Origin of the sequence: Sphingomonas rhamnosi (assembly GCF_036663615.1) — a bacterium.
In the GTDB taxonomy this organism is placed as follows: Bacteria; Pseudomonadota; Alphaproteobacteria; order Sphingomonadales; family Sphingomonadaceae; genus Sphingomonas.
Map to the genome: position 1 here is coordinate 35942 of NZ_JAXOJJ010000001.1, position 23702 is coordinate 59643.

At 67.4% G+C, this 23702-nt stretch carries 25 protein-coding genes and 1 tRNA gene; 12 read left to right on the forward strand and 14 right to left on the reverse strand.

Translation table 11 applies throughout. The features are described from left to right. Nucleotides 1–40: 40 nt before the first annotated feature. The 4 genes from U1701_RS00190 to U1701_RS00205 all read left to right on the forward strand — a co-directional run bounded on the left by U1701_RS00190 (nt 41) and on the right by U1701_RS00205 (nt 5183). Nucleotides 41–1180 (forward strand): sensor histidine kinase, encoded by a 1140-nt coding sequence (locus U1701_RS00190; RefSeq protein WP_332780522.1) that lies wholly within the window; start codon nt 41–43, stop codon nt 1178–1180. Beyond that, nucleotides 1177–1977: a LytR/AlgR family response regulator transcription factor gene (locus U1701_RS00195; protein ID WP_332780523.1), complete on the forward strand. Its 801-nt coding sequence runs from the start codon at nt 1177–1179 to the stop codon at nt 1975–1977. Before U1701_RS00190 ends, U1701_RS00195 begins: the two co-directional genes overlap by 4 nt. Nucleotides 1978–2209: 232 nt before the next feature. Beyond that, the gene (locus U1701_RS00200; RefSeq protein ID WP_332780524.1) at nt 2210–3157 is read left to right on the forward strand and encodes a cell wall hydrolase; all 948 of its coding nucleotides are present in this window, start codon (nt 2210–2212) and stop codon (nt 3155–3157) included. A gap of 157 nt (nt 3158–3314) precedes the next feature. Continuing rightward, nucleotides 3315–5183, forward strand: a complete 1869-nt coding sequence (locus U1701_RS00205; RefSeq protein ID WP_332780525.1) for an ABC-F family ATP-binding cassette domain-containing protein — start codon at nt 3315–3317, stop codon at nt 5181–5183. A gap of 231 nt (nt 5184–5414) precedes the next feature. Here the strand turns inward: U1701_RS00205 and U1701_RS00210 are convergent, their stop codons facing one another. Together U1701_RS00210 and U1701_RS00215 are read right to left on the reverse strand one after the other, a co-directional pair. Next, nucleotides 5415–5717 (reverse strand): DUF3297 family protein, encoded by a 303-nt coding sequence (locus tag U1701_RS00210; protein ID WP_332780526.1) that lies wholly within the window; start codon nt 5715–5717, stop codon nt 5415–5417. A gap of 81 nt (nt 5718–5798) precedes the next feature. After that, nucleotides 5799–6155, reverse strand: a complete 357-nt coding sequence (locus U1701_RS00215; RefSeq protein ID WP_332780527.1) for a hypothetical protein — start codon at nt 6153–6155, stop codon at nt 5799–5801. A 237-nt stretch (nt 6156–6392) separates the two neighbouring features. On the opposite strand from U1701_RS00215, the gene U1701_RS00220 reads away from it, so the two are divergent. Further along, nucleotides 6393–7127: a L,D-transpeptidase family protein gene (locus tag U1701_RS00220; protein ID WP_332780528.1), complete on the forward strand. Its 735-nt coding sequence runs from the start codon at nt 6393–6395 to the stop codon at nt 7125–7127. Nucleotides 7128–7140: 13 nt separating this feature from the next. On the opposite strand, the gene U1701_RS00225 is transcribed toward U1701_RS00220, so the two are convergent. Continuing rightward, entirely contained in the window at nt 7141–7833 is a 693-nt protein-coding gene (locus U1701_RS00225; protein WP_332780529.1) for an HPP family protein, read from the reverse strand. A gap of 121 nt (nt 7834–7954) precedes the next feature. On the opposite strand from U1701_RS00225, the gene U1701_RS00230 reads away from it, so the two are divergent. Then, the gene (locus U1701_RS00230) at nt 7955–9886 is read left to right on the forward strand and encodes a hybrid sensor histidine kinase/response regulator (RefSeq protein ID WP_332780530.1); all 1932 of its coding nucleotides are present in this window, start codon (nt 7955–7957) and stop codon (nt 9884–9886) included. Nucleotides 9887–9941: 55 nt separating this feature from the next. On the opposite strand, the gene U1701_RS00235 is transcribed toward U1701_RS00230, so the two are convergent. Both U1701_RS00235 and cpdR read right to left on the reverse strand, forming a co-directional pair. Further along, nucleotides 9942–10016 (reverse strand) — tRNA-Val (locus U1701_RS00235). Between the two features lie 44 nt (nt 10017–10060). After that, nucleotides 10061–10438 (reverse strand): cell cycle two-component system response regulator CpdR, encoded by a 378-nt coding sequence (gene cpdR / locus U1701_RS00240; RefSeq protein ID WP_332780531.1) that lies wholly within the window; start codon nt 10436–10438, stop codon nt 10061–10063. 102 nt (nt 10439–10540) lie between these two features. Here cpdR and U1701_RS00245 point away from each other — a divergent pair, with 102 nt between their 5' ends. After that, nucleotides 10541–11395 carry an N-formylglutamate amidohydrolase gene (locus U1701_RS00245; protein ID WP_332780532.1) on the forward strand — a complete coding sequence of 285 codons (855 nt, stop codon included), beginning with the start codon at nt 10541–10543 and terminating at the stop codon, nt 11393–11395. 170 nt (nt 11396–11565) lie between these two features. On the opposite strand, the gene U1701_RS00250 is transcribed toward U1701_RS00245, so the two are convergent. From U1701_RS00250 to U1701_RS00260, 3 genes are all read right to left on the reverse strand, one after another. Further along, nucleotides 11566–12108, reverse strand: coding sequence for a cytochrome b (locus U1701_RS00250; RefSeq protein ID WP_332780533.1), 543 nt, complete (start codon nt 12106–12108; stop codon nt 11566–11568). A gap of 102 nt (nt 12109–12210) precedes the next feature. Then, the gene (locus U1701_RS00255; protein WP_332780534.1) at nt 12211–12975 is read right to left on the reverse strand and encodes a SapC family protein; all 765 of its coding nucleotides are present in this window, start codon (nt 12973–12975) and stop codon (nt 12211–12213) included. Between the two features lie 53 nt (nt 12976–13028). Then, nucleotides 13029–14477, reverse strand: a complete 1449-nt coding sequence (locus tag U1701_RS00260; RefSeq protein WP_332780535.1) for an FAD-binding oxidoreductase — start codon at nt 14475–14477, stop codon at nt 13029–13031. A 244-nt stretch (nt 14478–14721) separates the two neighbouring features. Here U1701_RS00260 and U1701_RS00265 point away from each other — a divergent pair, with 244 nt between their 5' ends. From U1701_RS00265 to U1701_RS00275, 3 genes are all read left to right on the forward strand, one after another. Continuing rightward, nucleotides 14722–15171 (forward strand): hypothetical protein, encoded by a 450-nt coding sequence (locus tag U1701_RS00265; RefSeq protein ID WP_332780536.1) that lies wholly within the window; start codon nt 14722–14724, stop codon nt 15169–15171. Between the two features lie 129 nt (nt 15172–15300). Then, the gene (locus tag U1701_RS00270; RefSeq protein WP_332780537.1) at nt 15301–16815 is read left to right on the forward strand and encodes a DEAD/DEAH box helicase; all 1515 of its coding nucleotides are present in this window, start codon (nt 15301–15303) and stop codon (nt 16813–16815) included. Nucleotide 16816: 1 nt separating this feature from the next. After that, nucleotides 16817–17347 carry a thioredoxin family protein gene (locus U1701_RS00275; RefSeq protein ID WP_332780538.1) on the forward strand — a complete coding sequence of 177 codons (531 nt, stop codon included), beginning with the start codon at nt 16817–16819 and terminating at the stop codon, nt 17345–17347. Between the two features lie 118 nt (nt 17348–17465). Here the strand turns inward: U1701_RS00275 and U1701_RS00280 are convergent, their stop codons facing one another. From U1701_RS00280 to U1701_RS00300, 5 genes are all read right to left on the reverse strand, one after another. Beyond that, nucleotides 17466–18080, reverse strand: coding sequence for a glutathione S-transferase family protein (locus tag U1701_RS00280; protein ID WP_332780539.1), 615 nt, complete (start codon nt 18078–18080; stop codon nt 17466–17468). 60 nt (nt 18081–18140) lie between these two features. Further along, nucleotides 18141–19010, reverse strand: coding sequence for a dienelactone hydrolase family protein (locus U1701_RS00285; RefSeq protein WP_332780540.1), 870 nt, complete (start codon nt 19008–19010; stop codon nt 18141–18143). Between the two features lie 64 nt (nt 19011–19074). After that, nucleotides 19075–19752, reverse strand: a complete 678-nt coding sequence (locus tag U1701_RS00290; protein ID WP_332780541.1) for a cell cycle transcriptional regulator TrcR — start codon at nt 19750–19752, stop codon at nt 19075–19077. A gap of 99 nt (nt 19753–19851) precedes the next feature. Further along, a complete protein-coding gene (locus U1701_RS00295) occupies nt 19852–20874 on the reverse strand; it encodes a glycosyltransferase family 4 protein (RefSeq protein WP_332780542.1) in 1023 nt (340 codons plus the stop codon). A 14-nt stretch (nt 20875–20888) separates the two neighbouring features. Continuing rightward, complete coding sequence (locus U1701_RS00300; RefSeq protein WP_332780543.1) at nt 20889–21761, reverse strand: UDP-2,3-diacylglucosamine diphosphatase; 873 nt, start codon at nt 21759–21761, stop codon at nt 20889–20891. A gap of 175 nt (nt 21762–21936) precedes the next feature. Here U1701_RS00300 and U1701_RS00305 point away from each other — a divergent pair, with 175 nt between their 5' ends. After that, a complete protein-coding gene (locus U1701_RS00305; RefSeq protein ID WP_332780544.1) occupies nt 21937–22197 on the forward strand; it encodes a hypothetical protein in 261 nt (86 codons plus the stop codon). Between the two features lie 126 nt (nt 22198–22323). On the opposite strand, the gene U1701_RS00310 is transcribed toward U1701_RS00305, so the two are convergent. Next, on the reverse strand, nt 22324–23304 hold the full coding sequence (locus U1701_RS00310) for an NAD(P)H-quinone oxidoreductase (protein ID WP_332781411.1): 981 nt from the start codon (nt 23302–23304) through the stop codon (nt 22324–22326). Between the two features lie 72 nt (nt 23305–23376). Here U1701_RS00310 and U1701_RS00315 point away from each other — a divergent pair, with 72 nt between their 5' ends. Then, on the forward strand, nt 23377–23604 hold the full coding sequence (locus U1701_RS00315; protein WP_443025968.1) for a DUF1192 domain-containing protein: 228 nt from the start codon (nt 23377–23379) through the stop codon (nt 23602–23604). The last annotated feature ends 98 nt before the right edge of the window (nt 23605–23702 follow it).

Consider the following 23702-nt stretch of genomic DNA (forward strand, 5'->3'; position numbering starts at 1 on the left):
TTGCACCCGCCACGCCCCCCGTGTAAGAGCGCGATCCACGATGGCCACGATCCCACCCACATCCGGCACCCCCGGACTGCCCGCCCGGCGCCTGCCGTTCACCGCGAGGCCGTTCTTCGAGAACAAGAGCCGCGCGTTCTGGACGCTGCAGGCGGTCGGTTGGAGCGGCTATCTGGTGCTGCGCGGCGTCTCGTCGGTGTCGAACGGGCTGACGCTCGACGTGATCATCCCGGTGATCATCGAATCGATCATCGGCTATTGCATCACGCTGCTGCTCTCGACGCTGTACGGCTATTACCGGGGCATCAACCGGGTCGTCGGGCTGTTCCTGACGGTGGCGACGCTGGCGGCGGCGACGTTCCTGTACGTGATCCTCGACGCCTTCGCCTTCTCGTTCATCAAGACCAGCAACCCCGGGGTTACGATCACGCTGTTGCTGGGCTTCGTGTTTCTCAACTTCGTCACGCTCGCCGGCTGGTCGGCGCTGTATTTCGGGATCAACTTCTACCTGATCGTCGAGGAGCAGATCGACCAGATGCAGCATCTGGAATCGCAGGCGTCGACCGCCCAGCTGGCGATGCTGCGCTATCAGCTGAACCCGCATTTCCTGTTCAACACGCTCAATTCGATCTCGACCTTGGTGCTTTTGAAGCAGACCGAGCGCGCCAACGCGATGCTCAGCCGGCTGTCGTCGTTCCTGCGCTACACGCTCGCCAACGAACCCACCGCGCACGTCACCGTCGCGCAGGAGATCGACCAGCTGAAGCTGTACCTGGAGATCGAGAAGATGCGGTTCGAGGATCGGATGCGTCCCGAATTCGACATCGATCCGCGCGCCGAACGCGCCCGGCTGCCGTCGCTGCTGCTGCAGCCCTTGGTCGAAAACGCGATCAAATATGCGGTCACGCCGCAGGAGGAAGGCGCCGAAATCTGCGTCCGCGTGCGGCTCGCCGGGGAACGCGTGCAGATCGCCGTATCCGACACCGGCCCGGGGTTGATCGAGGGCAGGATCGGTTCAAGCCTTTCAACCGGCGTGGGGCTCGCCAATATAAGGGACAGGTTGGTGCAGTCCTTCGGGGCCGACCACCGTTTCGAAACGCGCTCCACGCCCGCTGGCGGTTTCTCGGTCGAGATCGAGATCCCCTACCAGCTCGAAGACGTGAACAGAGAGGCCGCATGACCATCCGTACCATCCTCGTCGACGACGAGCCGCTGGCGATCCAGGGCCTCGAGCTCCGCCTTGCCCCGCACGAAGACGTCGAGATCATCGAAAAATGCTCGAACGGCCGCGAAGCGATCCGCGCGATCAAGACGCACAAGCCCGACCTCGTCTTCCTCGACATCCAGATGCCCGGGTTCGACGGCTTCTCGGTCGTGCAGGGACTGATGGAGGTCGAGCCGCCGCTGTTCGTGTTCGTCACCGCCTATAGCGACCATGCGCTGCGCGCGTTCGAGGCGCAGGCGGTCGATTATTTGATGAAGCCGGTCGAGGAATCGCGGCTCGCCGACACGCTCGACCGCGTCCGGCAGCGGTTGAGCGAGAAGCGCGGCGTCGAGGAAGTCGACCGGTTGCGCGAAGTGCTCGCCGATGTCGCGCCCGATGCGGCGGCGGACATGCCCGAGGGCGGCGACGCGGTCAGCGCCAACCGCTTCGAGAAGCTCATCAACATCAAGGATCGCGGGCAGATCTTCCGCGTCGACGTCGACACGATCGAGCGGATCGACGCGGCCGGCGATTACATGTGCATCTACACCGGCGACAACACGCTGATCCTGCGCGAGACGATGAAGGATCTGGAGAAGCGGCTCGACCCGCGCCGGTTCCAGCGCGTGCATCGCTCGACGATCGTCAACCTCGATCTGGTCAAGCAGGTGAAGCCGCATACTAATGGCGAGTGTTTCCTGGTGCTCAATTCGGGCGCGAGCGTGAAGGTGAGTCGGTCGTACCGCGACGTCGTCGCGCGGTTCGTGCACTGATACGCCCGTCACCCCGGCCTTGAGCCGGGGTCCCGCTCCTCTGCGCCGCTGAAGAAGCGGGACCCCGGGACGAGCCCGGGGCGACGAAGAATTGACCGTCATCCCAGCGAAGGCTGGGATCTCCCGGTTCGGGTCGGCGCGTCCGCCAACAGGGAGACCCCAGCCTACGCTGGGGTGACGGGGCGGGAGTCGAATTAACCACTCCACAACGCCTGCCCGCTACCGCGCAGGGATGGCGAAGCGCGTTCCCCTCTCCGTACACGGCCTGATCGGCCTGCCCGCGCTCATCCTCGCGACCAGTTGCGTGCCCGATGATCACCCCAAGGCGCTCGCCCGCGTCCAGGCGGTGCCCGATGCGCGGACGCTGCTCCACCGCATGGCGCTCAGCGTCCCCGACGACATTCCCGCGAAAGCGCTCACCGACGACAATCGCCGTGCCGCGTTTACCCCGGTCGTCGCGCCGGCGTTCACCGCGGCGCGCACCGCCGACGACGCCGCGCGCGCCGCCGACTGCCTGACTGCGGCGGTCTATTACGAGGCGCGCTCGCAATCCGCGGACGGGCAGCGCGCGGTGGCCCAAGTCGTGCTCAACCGCGTCCGCGACCGCGCGTTTCCGAACACCGTGTGCGGGGTGGTCTATCAGGGATCGCAGCGGCGCACCGGCTGCCAGTTCAGCTTCACCTGCGACGGATCGATGCTGCGCCCGCGCGAACCCGGCGCCTGGGATCGCGCGCGCGGTATCGCGGAAGCCGCACTGTCGGGCAGCGTCTATGCCGCGGTCGGGGCGGCGACATCGTTCCATACGACGAGCATCCTGCCCTGGTGGGCGTCGAGCCTGTCGCGCATCGCGACGATCGGGGAGCATATCTTCTATCGCTGGCAGGGCGGGCTGGAACGCGCGCTGACGTTTCGGCAGGCCTATGCCGGGTTCGAGCCGGGCGCGCCGTCGCCGGCGCCGGCCGCGAGCGCGACGATGGCGGCGGGGGTGACCGTCCACCGCGGGACCGAAGCCGTCGCGGGGGTGACGGTCCACCGGGGCAAGACGGCGCCCGACGCGACGCCGCAGCTCGTCCGTGTCAATTTTGCGGGCGTGCGGGTGCATGTCGGTGTGCACCAGCCGGGTGTGCTCGATACCGGCGCCGAGGCCGCGACGGTCGGCGAGGAAAGCGCGCCAATCTGACACTTCGTCACCCCGGACTTGTTCCGGGGTCCATGGCGCCGCAAACCAACCGGCCATTGGGTACGCGGCGCGATGGATGCCGGAACAAGTCCGGCATGACGAAGGGATTTAGCGCCCACCCTCGCAAAACCGTGCTGCATCTGCTAACGGCGCGCGCATGCTGAACCTGAACAATATCACGGTGCGCCTGGGCGGCCGCGTCATCCTCGACGGCGCCAGCGCGTCGCTGCCGCCGGGCAGCCGCGTCGGGCTGATCGGCCGCAATGGTGCTGGCAAGTCGACGATGGTGCGCGTGATCGCGGGCCAGCTCGAACCCGATGACGGCTCGGCCGACATGCCGCGCGGCGCGCGCATCGGCTATCTCGCGCAGGAAGCGCCGCACGGCACCAAGACGCCGTTCGAGACCGTGCTCGAGGCCGATACCGAACGGGCGGCCTTGATGATCGAGAGCGAGACCAGCGAGGATCCCGACCGGCTCGGCGACGTGTACGAGCGGCTGATCGCGATCGACGCCTATACCGCCCCTGCCCGCGCCGCGCAGATCCTGCTCGGGCTCGGCTTCGACGAGGAGATGCAGGCGCGCACGCTCGACAGCTTCTCCGGTGGCTGGAAGATGCGCGTCGCGCTCGCCTCCCTGCTGTTCTCGCAGCCCGACCTGCTGCTGCTCGACGAGCCGTCGAACCATCTCGATCTCGAAGCGGTGATGTGGCTCGAGGATTTCCTCAAAGGCTACAAGGCGACGATCGTCGTCGTCAGCCATGAGCGCGACTTCCTCAACAACGTCGTCGATCACATCCTGCACCTGCAGGGCGGCAAGATCACGCTCTACCCCGGCGGCTATGACTCGTTCGAGCGCCAGCGCGCCGAGCGGCTCGCACAGATCGAGGCGGCGCGCGCCAACCAGGCGGTGCAGCGCGAGAAGCTGCAGGAGTACATCGCCAAGAACTCGGCGCGCGCCTCGACCGCGAAGCAGGCGCAGTCGCGCCAGAAGATGCTGGCGAAGATGCAGCCGATCGCGGAGAGCTTCAACGATCCGACGCTGTCGTTCGGCTTCCCCAACCCGACCGAGCTGCGCCCGCCATTGATCACGCTCGACATGGCGACGGTCGGCTATGCCGATGTGCCGATCCTCAAGCGGCTCAACATGCGGCTGGACCCCGACGACCGGGTCGCGCTGCTCGGGCGCAACGGCAACGGCAAGACCACGCTAGCGCGGCTGCTCGCGGCGCAGCTGGCGCCGATGGACGGCGCGATGTCGTCGTCGAACAAGATGAAGGTCGGCTATTTCACCCAGTATCAGGTCGAGGAGCTCGACCCGCACGATACGCCGATCGAGCATATGTCGCACCTGATGAAGGGCGCGACGCCCGCCGCGGTGCGCGGACAGCTCGGCCGATTCGGCTTTTCGGGTGACAAGGCGACGACCAAGGTCGGCAAGCTGTCGGGCGGCGAGCGCGCGCGCCTGGCGCTGGCGCTGATCACGCGCGACGCGCCGCACATGCTGATCCTCGACGAGCCGACCAACCATCTCGACGTCGATGCGCGCGAGGCTCTGGTGCAGGCGCTCAACGCCTATACCGGCGCGGTGGTGCTGGTCAGCCATGACCGGCACATGCTCGAGCTGACCGCGGACCGGCTGGTGCTGGTCGACGATGGCACCGCGAAGGAATTCGACGGCAGCCTCGACGATTACATCGCGCTGGTGCTGAAGGGCGACGGCGGCAAGGGCGACGCCGCATCCAAGGCGGACAAGAAGGCGGGCAAGAAGGCCGCGGCGGACGCGAAGAGCAACGACGCCGCGATGCGCAAGACGCTGCGCGAGCTGGAGGAGCAGACCGCCAAGTTCACCAAGGAATGCGCGGCGATCGATCTGGCGATGTCGGATTCGGCCAAGGCCGAGCCGCGCTTCTCGCGGATGTCGATGGGCGACCTCAACAAGCGCCGTGCCGAAGTGCAGGCCAAGCTCGACGCGAGCGAGGCGAAGTGGCTGGAGGCGAGCGAGGCGCTGGAGGGCGTGCCGGCGTAACCCCAAGCCGTCCCCGCCCCCTTCCGTCATCCCAGCGAAGGCTGGGATCTCCCGGTTCGGGCCGCAGCATCCGCCAACGGGGAGACCCCAGCCTGCGCTGGGGTGACGGAGGCTGGCTCGGCGCTCTCCCCCCTCCCCAACTTCCGTCATCCTGACGAACGTCAGGATCCAGGGTACTGGGCGCAGCGTCTGCAACTCTGGATCCTGACTTTCGTCAGGATGACGGCTGGATCAGTCGGCGGTCTTGTCCGCCGCGGGCCGCTCGAACCAGGCCTCGATATCCCCCGACAGCTTCAGCGTCAGCGGATTGCCGTGGCGATCGACCTTCTTGCCGAGCGCGACGCGGATCCAGCCTTCGGAAATGCAATATTCCTCGACGTCGTGGCGCACCGCGCCCTTGAAGCGGATGCCGATGCCACGTTCGAGCAGGTCCTGCTGGAAGAACGGGCTGCGGTAATTGGTCGAGAGGCGATCGGGCGGGGTGTCGCCCTGCGCGGCGGCTTCGGTCTGCGGGCTGTCTGGTGTCTCGGTCATGCCCTGCGCGTTAGCGGCAACCGCACGCCGCACGCCACAAAAAAAGGCGCCGGGATTGCTCCCGACGCCGCCTTTGCCCGCTTAGCTGCAGACCTGGACCCGAACCGGATCGCCATAATAGGGATCGCGACGCCATTCGCTCCAGCACCGCGGACGATAGTCCTGACGGTAATAGGTGCGGACCGGCGGACCACGGTAATACCCGTCATTGTAATAGCCGCGGTCGTAATAGCGCCCGCGATTGTTGCTGGCGATCGCCGCGCCGACGCCGAGACCCAGGATCCCGCCGAGCACCGCTGCGCCGACCGCATCGCCACCACGGTTGTAGTGACGGTAGCCGCCGCGACCCCAACGCTGCGCGTCAGCGGGCGCCGCCGCGGTCAGTGCGGTGGCTGCCAGCGCGATTCCAAGCCCTGCCTTCTTCATCAAACCGTTCATCTCGAACCTCCAATACCCGATCCGCATGACACAAACGCACATCTGTCCGACCGTGTTTCAGGTCCTAGGCGAGTCGGCCTGAATGGCCTTGGAACAGCGCGTTAACCTTGGGTTTAGCCAGCGCGTGCCGCGGTGTACGACCGCGCACTTCGTGCCGGGGCGGGACGGCCGGGAATCGCCGCTGGTATGCATGGGCCATTCCCGGCATCGTGCGCCCACAAGGCAAGGGTCGGTTCGATGGCGAAGATGAGGGCGATGCAGATGGTGGCGGTGGCGGTGCTGTGCGGCACCGCGACGCTGGCCGGCGCCGTCGCGATGCTCGGCACGCCCGCCAGACCGGTGATAGCGCAGGCCCCTGCCCCCGCCGTCCCTGCCCCCGCCGCCCCTGTCGCAGCCGCCCCTGTCGCAGCCGCCCCTGTCGCAGCCGCCCCTGTCGCAGCCGCCGTGTCGAAACCTGTTGCTTCACCGGCGGCACCGGCACCGGTTCCAACGCCAGCGCCCGACCCCGGCTATGTCGTGAAGCGCATCCTCGACGTGAAGTCGCCCTTCGTTCACGGCGACTATTACTGGGACACTGCCGGCGTCCCCGACGGGCCGATCGTGGTGACGGTCGACCTGGCGGCGCAGGTGCTGTCGGTGTTCCGCGGCGGCTATGAGATCGGCACCGCGGTGATGGTCTATGGCGCGGACGAGAAGCCGACTCCGCTGGGCGTGTTCGCAGTCAGCCAGAAGGACGCGACGCACGTGTCGAACCTCTACGATGCGCCGATGCCGTACATGCTGCGGCTGACCAACGACGGCATCTCGATCCATGGCAGCCCGGTCGGGTCGAACCTGGCCACGCATGGCTGCGTCGGCGTGCCGAAGCCGTTCGCAAAACTGCTGTTCGGCGTGGTGAAGCTGGGCGACCGCGTGATCGTCAGCCGCGGCGAGACGCTGTCGCTCGGCGATCAGGTCAAGGCCGCGTCCTAAAGCCGCGAGGGCTTCAGCGCGCCGGCGCGGCGCGCGGGGCCTGGCGGTCCAGCGCATGGCGTTGCGCGAGGGTCAGCAACGCATCGAGATCCTCGCGGCTGATATCGAACTCCTCGTGCATCTCGGCCAGCGCCGCGTCGATGTCCTCGGGGTGCAGGCTCGCCGCCGCGACGCTCGCGGCCACCGCCGGCGCGCGGTGCGGATAGGAATGTCCGGTCAGCCGGTGGAACGCGATGCCGAGCGCGACGAGCAGGATCGAGTTGAGCGCGACCGGCGCGAACGCGAACGCGTACCCCGCCGCGTGCACGCTCTCGCCGGCGATCACTGCGGTCAGCGCCGCGGCGCCGCCCGGGGGATGCAGGCAGCGCAGCAACGACATCACCAGGATCGCGACCCCAACCGCCACGCCCGCCGCCAGCGTCGCGTCAGGAATCAACCGGTAGGCAGCGACGCCAACCAGCGTCGATAGGGTGTTGCCGCCGACGACCGGCCATGGCTGGGCGAGCGGGCTTGCCGGTACCGCGAAGACGAGCACCGCCGACGCGCCGATCGGCGCGACGATCAACGGTAGATCGGGCCCGCCGACCGCGAGCAGCGTACAGATCGCGATGGTCAGCGCGATGCCCAACACCGCGCCCACGCTGCGCATCACGCGTTCGCCAAGACCGGCACCGACCAGGATCGGGTTGAAGAGCTTGAAAGTCATGCGGCGCCCCCTGCCATCGACCGGGGACCCGCGTCGATAGCCGTTACCGAATGACACGCAGGCGTTGCTTCCACGCGGGAAAGGATTGCACATTTGATCCGGCTTGTCGCAAAGGGGCGCAATGGTAGAACCCGAGCATATGCCGGTCAGTGGCGGCAAATTTGAACTGTTGGTTCAAAGCGTTACCGATTACGCGATCTACATGCTCGACCTGCAGGGCAGGGTCAGCAGCTGGAACGCCGGCGCCCGCTTGTTCAAGGGCTATGAGCCCGACGAGATCATCGGCGAGCATTTCTCGCGCTTCTACACGCCCGAAGAGAAGCAACTGGAGATTCCCAGGATCGCGCTGGAAACCGCGGCGCGCGAGGGGCGGTTCGAAGCCGAAGGCTGGCGCGTCCGCAAGGATGGCACGCGGTTCTGGGCCAATGTGGTGATCGACCCGATTCGCGACCCGGCCGGCACGTTGATCGGCTACGCCAAGGTCACACGCGACCTGAGCGAGCGCCGCGCGGCCGAAGAGCGGTTGCGCGCCAGCGAGCAGCGGTTCCGCCTGCTGGTCCAGAGCGTGACCGACTATGCGATCTACATGCTCGACCCTGAGGGCCGCGTCAGCAGCTGGAACACCGGCGCCGAGCGGTTCAAGGGCTATGCCGCCGACGAGATCATCGGCGAGCATTTCTCGCGCTTCTATACCGATCAGGACCGCGCCAGCGACATACCCCGAATCGCGCTGGAGACCGCGCGGCTCGACGGCCGCTTCGAGGCGGAAGGCTGGCGACTGCGCAAGGACGGGTCGCGCTTCTGGGCGACGGTGATCATCGATCCGATCCGCAACGACGACGGCGTCCTGATCGGCTTTGCCAAGGTGACGCGCGACCTGACCGAAAAGCGCGTGATCGAAGAACAGTTGCGGCAGTCGCAAAAGATGGAGGCGGTCGGCCAGCTGACGGGCGGACTGGCGCATGATTTCAACAATCTGCTGACCGGCATTGGCGGCAGCCTGGAGATCATGACGGTCCGCCTCGCGCAGGGACGCACGGACGAGCTGGGCCGCTACCTGACCGCGGCGCAGGGCGCGGTGCGGCGGGCGGCGGCGCTGACCCACCGCCTGCTGGCCTTTTCGCGCCGCCAGACGCTCGACCCCAAGCCGACCGACGTCGACCGGCTGCTGAGCGGGCTCGACGAGCTCGTGGAGCGTACGGTCGGCCCGGGCGTCACCGTCGACCGGCACGTCGCGCACGGGCTGTGGCCGACCCTGGTCGATCCCAATCAGCTCGAGAACGCGGTCCTGAACCTGTGCATCAACGCGCGCGACGCGATGCCCGATGGCGGTACGCTGACGATCGAGACCGCGAACACGACGCTGGACGCATCCACCGCACGCCAGCACGACCTGCCCGCCGGCGACTATGTCACGGTCTGCGTGACCGACACCGGGACCGGCATGACCGCCGAGGTGATGGCCAAGGCGTTCGACCCGTTCTTCACCACCAAGCCGCTCGGCGAGGGCACCGGGCTCGGCCTGTCGATGATCTATGGGTTCGCGCGTCAATCCGGCGGGCAGATCCGGATCGAATCCGAGGTCGGCCGCGGCACGACGATGTGCATCTATCTGCCCCGCCACGATGCCGATGCCCCCGAGGAGCCGCGTGCGGAGCGACCGGCGACGCCCAGCCCCGGCGCGCGGGGCGAGGTCGTCCTGGTCATCGACGACGAACCCACGATCCGCATGCTGATCGCCGAGGTCCTCATCGAATCGGGCTACACCGTGATCGAGGCCGCGGACGGCCCGGCCGGACTGCGCATCCTCGAATCCAATGCGCCGATCGACCTTCTCGTCACCGATGTCGGTCTGCCGGGCGGGATGAACGGCCGCCAGGTCGCCGACGCCGCGCGCCAGCACCGCCCCGCGCTGAAGATCCTGTTCATCACCGGCTATGCCGAGACTACGGTGATCGGCCGGACGCAGCTCGAACCCAACATGTACGTGCTGACCAAGCCGTTCCAGATGGACACGCTCGCCGAGCGCATCCGCACGATCCTGCAGGACTGACGCGCCTCAGACGCAAAAAAGCCCTGGACGCCATGAAGGCTTCCAGGGCTTTTCATGGTGGGCGTGGCAAGGATTGAACTTGCGACCCCTGCGATGTCAACACAGTGCTCTACCACTGAGCTACACGCCCACGTCGCAGCGTCTCTAGCGGTGTTTTCACAAACCGCAAGCGGTTCAGTTGAGCCCGCTCACATTATCCGTCTCGAACATGCGATCGACCTCCATCACCAGGTCGCGCAGGTGGAACGGCTTGGACAGCACGCGCGCCTGCGGCATCGTCCGACCCGCCTTCAACGTCACCGCGGCGAAGCCGGTGATGAACATCACACGCAAATCGCTGCACATCTCGCTCGCGCGCTGCGCCAGCTCGATGCCGTCCATCTCGGGCATGACGATGTCGGTCAGCAACAGGTCGAACCGTTCGGTCTCGAGAAACGGGATCGCCGCGGTGCCGCGGTCGACCGCGGTCACGGCATAGCCCGAGCGTTCCAGCGCACGCGTCAGATATTCGCGCATCACCTGATCGTCTTCGGCTAACAGAATTCGCAACATCTCGGTCTAGCGTCCCATCGTTCCCAAGCGCCGCGTTACGCCAAAAATGGTTAAGATATCCAGAGGATTGCCCCACTGGCCGCCGCCGCGTAGCATATCGCCGTGCCCCAAACCCCTTCGTTCACGCGCACAGGCGCGCTGCCGCCGGCGAGCCCCGTGGTGATGTCGGTGCCGCACGCGGGGCGCGACTATCCGGCCGCGCTGCGCCAGGCGCTCCGCGTTCCGCTGGCGACCGTGCTGCCGCTCGAAGACCGTCACATCGACGCGGTGGCGCGTGCGGCACGGACCGTCGAGACGCTGATCGTACAGGACCGCGCGCGCGCCTGGATCGACCTCAATCGCAGCGAGGACGAACGCGACCCCAAGGTCGACGAAGGCGCCCCGCCCCGCGCGCTGGTCCACCAATCGGCCAAGCTGCGCAGCGGACTGGGGCTCGTGCCGCGCCGCGCCTCGGGCGCGGGCGATCTCTGGGGACGACGCTTCGCCGATGCCGATGTGATGCGGCGGATCGCCGACGATCACCGGCCCTATCATGCCGCGCTGTCGCAGGCGCTGGCCGCCGCGCGCACGCGGTTCGGAGTGGCGGTGCTGCTCGACGTGCATTCGATGCCGCCGCTCGGCACGCCCGGCAGCGCGGCGCGGATCGTGCTGGGCGATCGCTTCGGCCACAGCGCCGACGCGCGCTTCGTCGCGCGACTGGAAGCCGAGGGGACCGGGTCGGGCCATGCGACCGCGCTCAACGCGCCCTATGCGGGGGGGCATATCCTCGAACGCCATGCCGACCCCGCGGGCGGGATCCATGCGATCCAGCTCGAATTCGACCGCTCGCTCTATCTCGATCGACGTCTCGACGCGCCGGGTACGGGGTTTGCGGACACCGCCGCGCTGCTCGGCCGGATGCTGGCCGCGCTGGCCGACGAGGCGCTGGGCACGCCGATCGCCGCGGCCGCCGAATAAAAAAAACCACCCCGTGCGCGAAGCACGGAGTGGCCAAGGTTCAGGGAGGAGACACGCCTGGAAGGCGTGTCGTACGGCGCCGCGAAAGGGGGGACACGATGCCGTACAAGAGCTAAATAGGCGAACGCGATTTTGGTTCAACCCTGTTGCCGAAAAGCCGCAAAGTTTTTTCAGCGGCGGACCATCGGTGCCATTCTGGCGAGCACGGTATCGCGCAAGATCAGGTGATGCCGGAGCGCCGCAGCGACGTGCAGCACGACCAGCGCGAGCATCAGCCAGCCGAGCACCCCATGCGCTTCATGGCCGAACCCGCCCGCTGCCTTCGACACCGGCAGGTAGGGAATGTCGAACAGCCCGAACCAGTCGAGCGGGCGGCGCTTGTCGGTGCCCGACACCATCAGCCAGCCGGTCAGCGGCATCGCGACGAGGAGCAGGTACAAGGTCCAGTGCGTAGCGTGCGCGACGCCCTTCTCCCAAGCCTGGGTACCCGCAGGCAGCGGCGGCGCGCGATGCGCAAGCCGCCACGCGATCCGGCCGAAGGTCAGCACCAGCACGGTGATGCCGATCGACTTGTGTGCCGCCATCCACGGGCGCAACGCCGGGATCGGATCGCTGAGGAGGCCGACGGCGAGGTTCAGGACCACCAGCAGCGCGATCGTCCAATGGAACCAGATCGCGACGGTGGAATAGCGCTCGGTGCGGTCTAACAGCATGTACAGCCCCCTCTTAATCTGGGGACGTTCTACACCGGCAAGAGGACTCGTGATAGCCGTCCGGAACTGCCACCCCGGCGGTAACCGGGGTGGGGGTTCGGTTCAGCCCAGCTGCGGCTGCGGCGCCTTGCCCAGCTGGACCTGGCGGCCGAACAGATCGCGCATCAGCGACAGCGAGAACAGGTGCGCATAGAGCAGCGGCAGCATCCCCGACTTGCTGATCTTGCGCAGCGTGTCGCCGCGCGCATCCATCAGCTTCTCTTCGTTGATCATCTGGAAACCGCGATAGATGAACGGCTGCTCAGCGCCCTCGGGCTGGATGCTGACTTCGCCGTCCATCAGCAGGTCGAGCTCGCGCAGCTCCTTCATGAAGTTCTGCGTGCGCGCGCCGGCCTGTTCGAACGATTCGTTGAACGCCAGGATGTTCTTGGTGATCTCGGTCGGCTGGCCGTCCGCGAACAGCGCGTCGCCCTCTTCGGATTCACCCACCGCGTCGGAGGTCGGGTCGAAGCAGAGCGACAGCTCCTGCGCGTCGGGGTGCAGCCGCGCCAGCATGTACGGGTAGCGACGGATGTAAGCCGGGACGTAGAAGGTGGTCTCGGTCAGCTTGCCGTCGTCGCCGACGAACACGTTGACGCCCTCGTTCAGGCCCATCAGCGCGAGCGGAATGGCGTCGTCGCCGATCGAGAAGACGATCGGCATGTGGCGCTGCACCAGCGGGAATTCGTCGACGGTGATCGGAATCGCATGCTGGCCGACTAGGAACGGCGCGCTATCCTGCGTGCGGACCTTGTAGTTGGCGTGCGTCTCGCTCGAAAGCGGTTCGAGGCCGTTGTAGAAAAGCGGAAGCTGGGCGGCGCTGGCCATGAATCTCTCCGAAGAATTGGCAGCCGCTCAGCGCGGCCGATTGGGGCGAGGCTCTATGGCGCGGGCGCGTCCGGCGCAAGCGTAACGAGTTTGCCGGGGTTGAGGATGCCGAGCGGGTCGAACGCCGCCTTGATCCGGCGCAGCGCTCCCATCCGCGCCGGTGACGACAGTCGTTCGAGCTCGGCGAGCTTCATCTGGCCGATGCCGTGCTCGGCCGAGATCGATCCGCCCGCGGCAACGACCAGATCGCCGACGAACCGCGTCACGACCGGCGCATCCTCGGCATACCAGACTGCCGGGTCGGTACCGGGCGCGGCGCGGACGTGGAAGTGCACGTTGCCGTCGCCGAGATGCCCGAACCCGCTGGCGCGCGTGCCGGGGAAGCGGGCCCCGCACGCCGCACTCGCCTCGATCATGAAGCGGGGCATCGTGTCCACCGGGACCGAGATGTCGTGTTGCGTCGCGGGGCCTAGCGCGCGTTCGGACGCGGACAGCGCATCGCGGATCCGCCAGAACGCCTCGGCCTGCGCTTCGCTCGCCGCGATCACCGCGTCGCGGGCCAGGCCGTCGGCGAGCGACGCACCGAGCAGCCGTTCGAGCAGCGCCGCGGGCGGTTCGCTATCGCGCGTCGCGGCGGTGGCTTCGACCAGCACGTGCCAAGGATGCCGCCCGACGAGCGGCGCGCGCGTCGCCGGGATATGCGCAATCACCGCATCGAGCGATTCGTCGGGTAACAGTTCGAAGCTCTCGATCGTGTCCGTCGCTGCCTGCAACCGACGGAGCAGGCGCAGCGCGGTCTCGGGGCTGTCCACCCCGACCCACCCGACCGCGCGCGCCGCGACGGCCAGCACCAGCCGCAAGGTCGCGGCAGTGATGACCGCGAGCGTCCCTTCGGACCCGATCAGCAGCTGGTCGAGATCATAGCCGCGATTGTCTTTCTTCAGCGCGGACAGACCGTCATGGACCGTCCCATCCGCCAACACCGCCTCGACGCCCGCGACCAGCCCGCGCATCGTGCCGAACCGAAGGACCTGCGTGCCGCCCGCGTTGGTGGACACCAGCCCGCCGATCGTCGCGGTGCCGCGCGCGCCGAGCGTCAAGGGGAAGCGGCGCCCGCATCCGTGCGCCGCGGTATCCAGGGTATCGAGGATCACGCCCGCCTCGGCCACCGCCAGGTTGGCGTCCGCATCCAGGCTGCGGATGCGGTTCATCCGCCGCATCGACAGCAGCACCGCGCTGCCATCCGACGGCGGCGTCGCGCCCCCGACCATCGACGTGTTCCCGCCCTGCGGCACCAGCGGCACGCGGTGCGCGGCGGCGGCCTGGACGATCGCGACCACGTCCGCGGTCGACGCCGGCGCCAGCAGCGCGGGTGTCCGGCCGTGGAAACGGTCACGCCAATCGGTCAGCCACGGCGCGATATCGGCGGCATCGGTGACGATCGCCTTGGCATCCAACTGCGGCGCCAGCGCGCCCAGCATACGGGTTTGTGCAGGGGTCATGCCGTGCTGTACCGCCCGGGTCGGCGCAGAGCTACCGTGCTCCTGCAGAGGCGGAGTTCCGGCCACTTGCAATGTTGGACATCCACCGGCACGCTGCTGTCAGGCTCTTTCTCATGATCAGCTTCACACGACGGATCCCGACGCTTGCAAACACGCTCACCGGTGTGACCTTTGCGACTTTATACGCCCTGCCGCCCACAATTCACCTCGCGTTCAACCCGATCGCCTAACGCTCGTGTCACCCATGATTCATCCAGCGATCCCCGCCACTCTGCTCGCGCTCGCCGCCCCGGCTGCGGCGATGGTCCAGTCCGATCTCGGCGGCGTACGGTTCACCCGTTTGTCGATCCACCAGCGGATCGTCATCCGCGTCCCCCGCCTGTTGCGGACGAACCGTCCGGCGGACGAATCCCGACCGGCGTGGAAGGAGCACAAGGGCCCGAAATGCGTCGCGGTCGCCGATATTGCCGGCGCGGTGCTCGGTACGCCGGGTGTGGTCGATCTGATGATGGACAATGGCACGCGGTTGCGCGCGAAACTCGACCATGACTGCAAGCCGCTCGATTACTATAGCGGCTTTTACATCCGCCCGGCGGCCGACGGCCTGGTCTGCGAGGACCGCGACGCGATCCGCATGCGCTCGGGCGCGACCTGCGAGATCGAGGGCTTCAAGTCGCTGCGCATCAAACGCTGAAACGCCGCTTTACTTCCCCCGAACGCGCGTTTCCTTGACATTTCACGCCAAATCCGCGAGCGCCGACGGTCTCGGGTACCGCATGGCGCACCCGCCGTTTATCCGGATATTTCGCATGAGCCTGACTGCATGAGCTTCGCCGATCTCGGCCTATCCGACGAACTGCTGAAGGCGGTCACCGACTCCGGCTATACCGAACCGACTCCGATCCAGGCGGGCGCGATCCCCTCGGTGCTGATGATGCGCGACATCATCGGTATCGCGCAGACCGGCACCGGCAAGACCGCGTCGTTCGTGCTGCCGATGATCGACATCCTGGCGCATGGCCGCAGCCGCGCCCGGATGCCGCGCTCGCTGATCCTCGAACCGACGCGCGAACTCGCCGCGCAGGTCGCCGAGAATTTCGAGAAATACGGGGTGAACTCGAACCTCTCGATGGCGCTGCTGATCGGCGGCGTGTCGATGGGCGACCAGCTGGCCGCGCTCGAAAAGGGCGTCGACGTGCTGATCGCGACTCCGGGCCGGCTGATGGACCTGTTCGGTCGCGGCAAGATCCTGCTGACCGGCTGTTCGATGCTGGTGATCGACGAGGCCGACCGGATGCTCGACATGGGGTTCATTCCCGATATCGAGGAAATCTGCACCAAGCTGCCCAAGACCCGCCAGACCCTGCTCTTCTCCGCGACCATGCCGCCGCCGATCAAGAAGCTGGCCGACAAGTTCCTGTCGAATCCCAAGACGATCGAGGTCTCGCGTCCCGCCTCGACCAACCTCAACATCAAGCAATATCTGGTCACGGTCGCGTCGCAGTCCGCCAAGCGCGACACGCTGCGCCGCCTGCTCGACCAGACCGAGGTGACCAACGCGATCATCTTCTGCAACCGCAAGACGACGGTCCGCGACCTCAACAAGATCCTCAAACAGGCCGGGCTGAAGTCGGGCGAGATCCACGGCGACATGGAACAGCGCGAGCGGCTCGCCGAGCTCGACCTGTTCAAGACCGGCGCGGTCAACGTGCTCGTCGCCTCCGACGTCGCCGCGCGCGGGCTGGACATCAAGGGCGTGTCGACCGTCATCAACTATGACGCGCCGTGGCATCCCGACGATTACGTCCACCGCATCGGCCGCACCGGCCGCGCCGGGGCGACCGGCACCGCCTACACCTTCGTCGCGCCCGACGATGCCGAGAACATCCAGAACATCGAAAAGCTGACCGGCCAGACGATCGAGCGCATCGGCACGGTGGCGAAGGTCGCGCCGGTCGAGACGTCGGCGCCGATCGAGGCTGCCGAGCCCCCGCGCCGCAGCCGTACGCGTCGTGCACCGCGCGCGGATACCGTGGCGCCCGCGGTCGAGGCCGAGGTGCTCGCCGAGATCGCCGCGAAACCCGCTCGTGCCGAACGCCCGCGCCGTGCGGATCCGACGCCTGAGCCTCGCGTCGAGCGCTCGCGCCGTGCGGAGCCTGCGCCCGAACCTCGTGTCGAGCGCCCGCGTCGCGAGGAGCCGGTCGTCGCGCCCCGTCGCGAAGCCCGCGTCGAACCGCGCCGCGACGAACCCCGCCGTGATCGCCAAGTCGACGACGCCCCGGACAATGGTTGGAACGGCCCGGTTCCCGACTTCCTCAGCGCCGTCATCGGAGGCTAACATGCCCGTATTCCGCCCCGCACTCCGATTTGCCGCGCTTGCGCTGGCGACCGCCGCGCTGGCTGCGCCTGCCGTGTCCAAGGTCGCCGCGCCGCGTGTCAGCGTCGCAAGCTTCAGCAACCTCGCGAGCCCGCTGCCGCTTCCCTATCACGAGGCGGCGAACGCCAATGCGCAGGTCGCCGCGGCGCGCAACCGCGCGATGAAGGCGCACAAGCGTCTGCTCATCGATCTCGGCGGCAATTGGTGTCTCGACTGCCGTCTGCTAGCGGGAACGATGGACCTGCCGGAGGTCAAGCGCTTCATCGACGCGCATTTCGTCGTCGTGACGGTCGATGTCGGCCGGTTCGACAAGAACGGGCAGATCGCGGCGCGCTACGGCATCAAGGGGCGCTTGAAGGGCGTACCCGCGGTGCTCGTGGTCGACCCGCGCAGCAACAAACTGCTCAACGCCGGGCATGAGACCGACCTGTCCGACGCCCGCTCGGCAGGGCCCCAGGCGCTCGCCGATTGGCTCGCCGGCTGGGCGGCCTGATCCAGCCTGCGGTTCCCCGGCGGAGGCCGGGGCCAGTTGGGAAAGTCCCGATAACAACACGATCCCCGTCGTAATCAGTGTCCCCCACCTGGACCCCGGCCTCCGCCGGCGAACGGTATCAAGCCGCCTTCGCCATCAGCGCATCGTCGATCGCCGCCGCCCGCTTGTACGCCTCGCGCTGCGCCAGCCGCGCCGCATAATCGACAAACGCGTCGCGCTTCGGCATCGACCCGAACGCCTGCCCCCACATCACCTGGCTGCCGACATAGACGTCGGCGGCGGTGAAGCGGTCCCCGGCGATGAACGGATGCGCCGACACCGCAGTCTCCAACGTATCGAGCATCGTCTCGAAACAATCATACCCGACCATCATGCGCTGCTTGTCCGTCGGCGTCACGCCCAGCGACTTGTTCGTAACCGCCTGCTCCACCGGCCCCGCCGCGTAGAATAGCCAGCGATAATAGGCCGCGCGTTCGGCGGCGGTGGGCGCCAGCCCGGCGTCGGGAAACGCCTCGGCCAGATAGGCGCAGATCGCCGCGCCTTCGGTCACCACCTGTCCGTCATGCACGATCGCGGGCACCTTCCCCATCGGATTGATCGCAAGATACTCGGGCGCCTTCATCGACGTGGCATAGTCGAGCACGACCGTCTCGTACGGCGCGCCGATCTCCTCGAGCATCCACCGCGCAATGCGACCACGCGACATCGGATTGGTGTAGAATTTCAGCGTCATCGAACCCTCCCCTGAACAGACCAAGAACATCATGCCATTCCCGGCGGTCGTCAAGCGTGTTCAGGCGAGCGCGGCCTCGAACAAGGCGAGCATCCGGCCCCACGCCTTGTCAGCCTGCGCGGCGTTGTAGACGCGGCTGTCGGGCGGGCACCAGCCATGCATCGTGCCGTCATAGACCTCGATCTCGGCCGGCAGCTTGGCGGCCGCGAACGCCGTCTTCAGCGTATCCTTCTCGGTCGGCGACCGTGCGTCATCGTTGGCGGCGATCGCGATCAGATAGCGCGCCTTCATCTGCGGGATGCGCAGATGCGGGCTGTCGGGCTTGTCGGTGACCATGCCGCCGCCGTGGAAGGTCGCGCCTGCATGGATCCGACCTGGCACCGCCGCCGCGGTCAGCATCACCATCGGACCGCCCATGCAATAGCCAGTGGTCGCCATCCCGCGCTTGCGGTCGACCTGAGGCTGCTTGTCGAGGAAGGTCGTAAAAGCGATTCCGTCGCGCACCGTGCCATCGGTGCTGAGCGCGGCGCGGAACGGCGCGATCCGGGCCTTCACCTCGGGCTGGTCGTAGGATTCGCCGGGCTTCAGGAACGGCGCCTTAGTCGACCGGTAGAACTGGTTGACGACCAGCACCGCATAGCCCGACTGCGCGAGTCGATCGGCCATCTGGCGGAACGCGGGCCGCAGCCCCATGATGTCGGGCCAGATCAGCACGCCGGGATGCTTGCCCGTCGCAGGTGCCACGAAATAGGCGTCGGCCTTGCCGTCGGGCGTCGCGATCGACACGTCGCGCCCTTTGATGGTCGCGGCGTTGGCAGGCGCGGGCAGCAGCATGGCGAGGCCCGCCGCCCCCGTCATGACGCCGAAATCGCGGCGCGACACGCCGCCCAGCAGGCGATCATTATCCTCGGTGGTATGGTCGTCGCACATGCGCCTCTCCTCTTTGAGGACAGGCTATATCAGCATGGGCCCGACGCCAACCGCGATCGCGGGATCAGCGCTTGAACGGATCGTCGAACAGCGGCTTGACGGGCAGCACGCCGCCCTGCGCCACGAACTCGGCGTCCGCCGCAGCTTGTGCGCGCTCGCCACGGAGCTGTTCGAGCAGCGCCTCGCGGTCACCCTCCAGCCGCGTGTCGGTCGGCGCTTCCATGCCCGCCGCCTTCGCCGCCTTGGCAACCGCGGCATCGAGCTCGCGCTGCGTCGTCAGGCCCAGGGTCACCGGATCCTTCGGCGTGATGTTGGCGATGTTCCAGTGGCTGCGGTCGCGGATCGCGGCGATCGTCGTGCGCGTCGTGCCGATCAGCAGCCCGATCGCGCCGTCGGTGATCTCGGGATGGTTGCGGATGATCCAGGAAATGCCGTCGGGCTTGTCCTGGCGCTTGCTGACCGGCGTATAGCGCGGGCCCTTGGTACGGCGAACCTGGTCGGGGCCCTTGATCATCTTCAGGCGATAATCGGGGTCGGCCGAACCCTTGTCGATCTCTTCCTGCGTCACTTCGTGCGCGCGCACCGGATCGCGGCCGGTCAGCTTGGTCGCGGCAGTGTCGTCGGCGATCGCCTGCACTTCGAGGATGTGCAGCCCGCAGAATTCGGCGATCTGCTCGAAGCTGAGCGCGGTATTGTCGACCATCCAGGAGGCGGTCGCGTGGGGCATGAGCGGCTGGGCCACGGCGTGAACTCCGTAAAAATAGAAAGGGCCGCCCCTTTCGGAGCGGCCTGACATGACGGGCGATGTACTCCGCGGGGAGGCCGCAAGCAAGCGCGGCGTCTAGGCCGCGATCGCGAGCGACTGCAACGGGACCAACGCATGGAGGAACTGCCGGGCGCTGGCCGCCCAGCTGAAGCGGCCGGCATAGGCGGCGCACGTCACGCGGTCGCGGGTCAGCGCGGACGCGATTGCGACATCCAGATCCTCATCCATCGCCGCCACGCGCGCGTCGAGCACGTCGATCGGGCCTGTCACCGGATAGGCCGCAACCGGCGTGCCGCAGGCCAGCGCTTCGATCATCACCAACCCGAACGTGTCGGTACGGCTGGGGAAGACGAGAACGTCGGCGCTGCGATAAGCGGCAGCGAGTTCGTGGCCCGAGCGCTGCCCAAGGAACCGCACCTCGGGAAAGCGCTTGGCGAGCGAGGCGCGCGCCGGGCCGTCGCCGACCACGACCTTGGTGCCGGGGTGGCGGCACGACAGAAAGGCCTCGACGTTCTTCTCGATCGCGATGCGGCCGACATAGAGCATGATCGGGCCGGAGAGATCGGCAAACGCCGGGTCGCGCGCGCCGTCGATGCCGAACAGCGAGAAATCGACGCCGCGGCCCCAGGTGCGGGCCTGGACGAGCCCGTGCGCCGCCAGCGCGGCCTCGACCGAGGGCGTGGAGGCGAGAATGGCTTGGGCCGGGGCGTGGAACCAGCGGATATACCGCCAGATCCATTCCGGATTCGCCCCGGTCCGCGCCGCGATATAGTCGGGAAACTGGGTGTGGTACGCCGTCGTGAACGGGATCCCGCGGGCAAGGCACCAGTTGCGCGCGCCGAGGCAGACCGGGCCCTCCGTCGCCAGATGGATCGCATCGGCATCGAACGCGGCGAGCATCCGCCCAACCGCCGCCGACCGTGCGAAGGCGAGCCTGATTTCCGGATACGTCGGACAAGGCACCGACGCGAACCGCTCGGGCGAGACGACGAGCACCACGTGGCCCATCGCCTCGAGCTCGGCGCGCACCGCCTGAAGCGTGCGGACGACGCCGTTGACCTGCGGGTTCCAGGCGTCGGTGACGATGGCGATACGCATCAGTCTATCCTTTATCAGGCGGCGATAGCGACCACGGTGTCGCGCTCGCGCGCGGCGATCTCGTCACCCCAGTGCAGCAGCTCCATCCGCCCATCGAAATGCTCGACAAGCGCGGTGCAACTCTCGACCCAGTCGCCATCGTTGAAATAGGCGACGCCGGCGATGTCACGCGTCTCGGCGGTGTGGATATGGCCGCAGACCACGCCGTCGACCCCCTTCAGGCCCGCGGCATGCGCGACGACCGTCTCGAACTGCGAGATGAACGCGACCGCATTCTTGACCTTCGCCTTGGCGTGCTTCGAGAGCGACCAATAGGGCATGTTCAGCCGGCGGCGTGCGGCGTTGACCCAGCGGTTTAGGCCCATCAGCAGCGTGTAGGCGGCGTCGCCGACGTGCGCGAGCCAGCGGTGCGCCAGCGTGATCGCGTCGAATTCGTCGCCGTGCAGCACCAGCAGCCGCCGACCGTCGGCCGTCTCGTGGATCGCGTTGCGCTGGATCGCGATGCCGCCGAAATCGAGCCCGGTGAACTGGCGGAACACCTCGTCGTGGTTGCCCGGGATATAGACGACGCGGGTGCCGCGCTTGGCACGCTTCAGCAGCCGCCAGACGACGTCGTTGTGCGCGGCAGGCCAATAGAACTTCTTCTTGAGCCGCCAGCCGTCGATCATGTCGCCGACCAGGAACATCGTCTCGCTGTCGACATGGTCGAGAAAGTCGATCAGCATCTCGGCATTGCACCCGCGCGTGCCGAGATGGACGTCGGAAATCCAGATCGTGCGGAAGCGCCGGCGCTCCACGATCCGTTCGGGCACCGTCGGATGCGAATGGATGAAATCCGCAATGTCGGTGACGTCGGCGGCAAATGGAAACGACGTGATCGCGGTCATGGGCAAGTCCCTTTGGAGGCTGCGCATCCAGTCTATGCCACGCAATTGTGACACCGCAGCCTCATCAAAGTGACGGTTCGAGGTCGCGCAGATGACGGTGCTGCGACGCGGGTCAAACACGTTGACGAATCATTGGGCCTGAACCATGGCGACCGCTCACTTGGGGAGACACTCAATGGGCTTCGGCTTTAAGAACTTCGGCGCGACGGTTGCCGCCGCCGCACTTGTCATCGCACCGACGGCAGCCTCGGCCGCCGCCAACCCGGCAGCATCGCTGTCGCTGAACAAGGCGCGTGCCGGTACGCCGACCGCCAAGGGCGCGAGCACGCTGACGGGATCGACCGCGACCTTCGTCAACATCGGCATCCTGGCCGGGCTCGTCGCCATCGTGCTCGTCGCGACGGGCGGCAGCGACGACGACTCCGACAGCAACTAAGCCGGCCCAACGGGGGGCGGGCCCGGAGGTGGATCGAGATCGCTCGCCCCTCCGGGCCGAAACCCAGCGTACCGGCCCGCGTGCCGGACGGTGTAGCCGTTGCGCCACCGTCCGATGCCCGCGCCCTCAGTCCATCGTCAGCACGATCTTGCCGACATGGTCGCCCGCCTCCATCCGCGCATGCGCGGCGGGCGCCTCAACGAACGGGAAGGTCCGGTCCATCACGGGCTTCAACTTGCCCCCATGGACGTGCGGCCACACGGTGCGCGTGAGTTCGTCGGCGACCAGCGCCTTGAAGACGCTGTCGCGCGGCCGCAGCGTCGATCCGGTCAGCGTCAGGCGGCGGCGCATGATATCGAAGATCTGGATCGTCGCGGTCGGGCCGCCCTGCACCGCGATCGAGACGTGGCGGCCATCTTCGGCCAGGCACTGGAGATTGCGGGGCAGATAATCGCCGCCGACCATGTCGAGCACCGCGGCCACGCCGCGGCCTTCGGTGATCGCCTTGACCCGCTCGACGAAATCGTCGGTCTTGTAGTTGACCGCATGGGTCGCGCCCAGACCGAGCGCGGCCTGGCATTTCGCGTCCGACCCCGCCGTCACGATGATATCGATTCCGAACAGCCGGCACAGCGCGATCGCCATCGTGCCGATGCCGCTGGTCCCGCCGTGGACGAGCACCGTGTCGCCCTCGGTCGCATAGGCGCGCTCGAACAGGTTGGTCCACACGGTGAACAACGTCTCGGGGATCGCCGCGGCCTCCGCCATCGAAAGCCCGTCGGGCACCGGCAGGCACTGCCCCGCCGCCACCGCGACATATTCGGCATAGCCGCCGCCGGCGAGCAACGCGCACACGCTTTGCCCCAATTGCTCGGCATCGACACCCTCGCCGACCGCGACGACAACACCCGCCACTTCGAGCCCCGGGATCGACGGCGCGCCGGGCGGGGGCGGATAGCCGCCCTTGCGCTGGAGCACGTCGGGCCGGTTCACGCCGGCCGCGGCGACCTTGATGAGCACCTCGCCCACGCCGGGCCGCGGCACCGGGCGGTCGACCAGCACCAACACCTCGGGGCCGCCCGGTTCCGCGGGGTCGATCGCCTTCATTCGATCGGGGAGACTCTGATTGGGTGCGGTCATCGTGTCGAACTGTCCTGTAGGATCGCGCATGTTATTGACATGCAGCGTGGTGGGGTCAACGTTGTCCGCACGATGGAGCCGGATGATACCCCCTCGCGTCCCGACGACATGCTCGATGCCCTGATCCGCCAGGACCTCGATCCGCTGTCGGTCGCCGAGCTGGATGCGCGGATCACCGTGCTGCAGGGCGAGATCGCGCGCTGTCAGCACAAAAAAGAACGCGCCGTTAACCACCGGGCAAGCGCCGACGAGCTATTCAGACGATGAAACATGCGGCATCGGCCGGGCGATACGCCAGGCGAGACCGATGCCGGTTTCAAGTGCTTGATGCGCGGCCCTGCAATCCCGACATGGTTGGAAAGGGC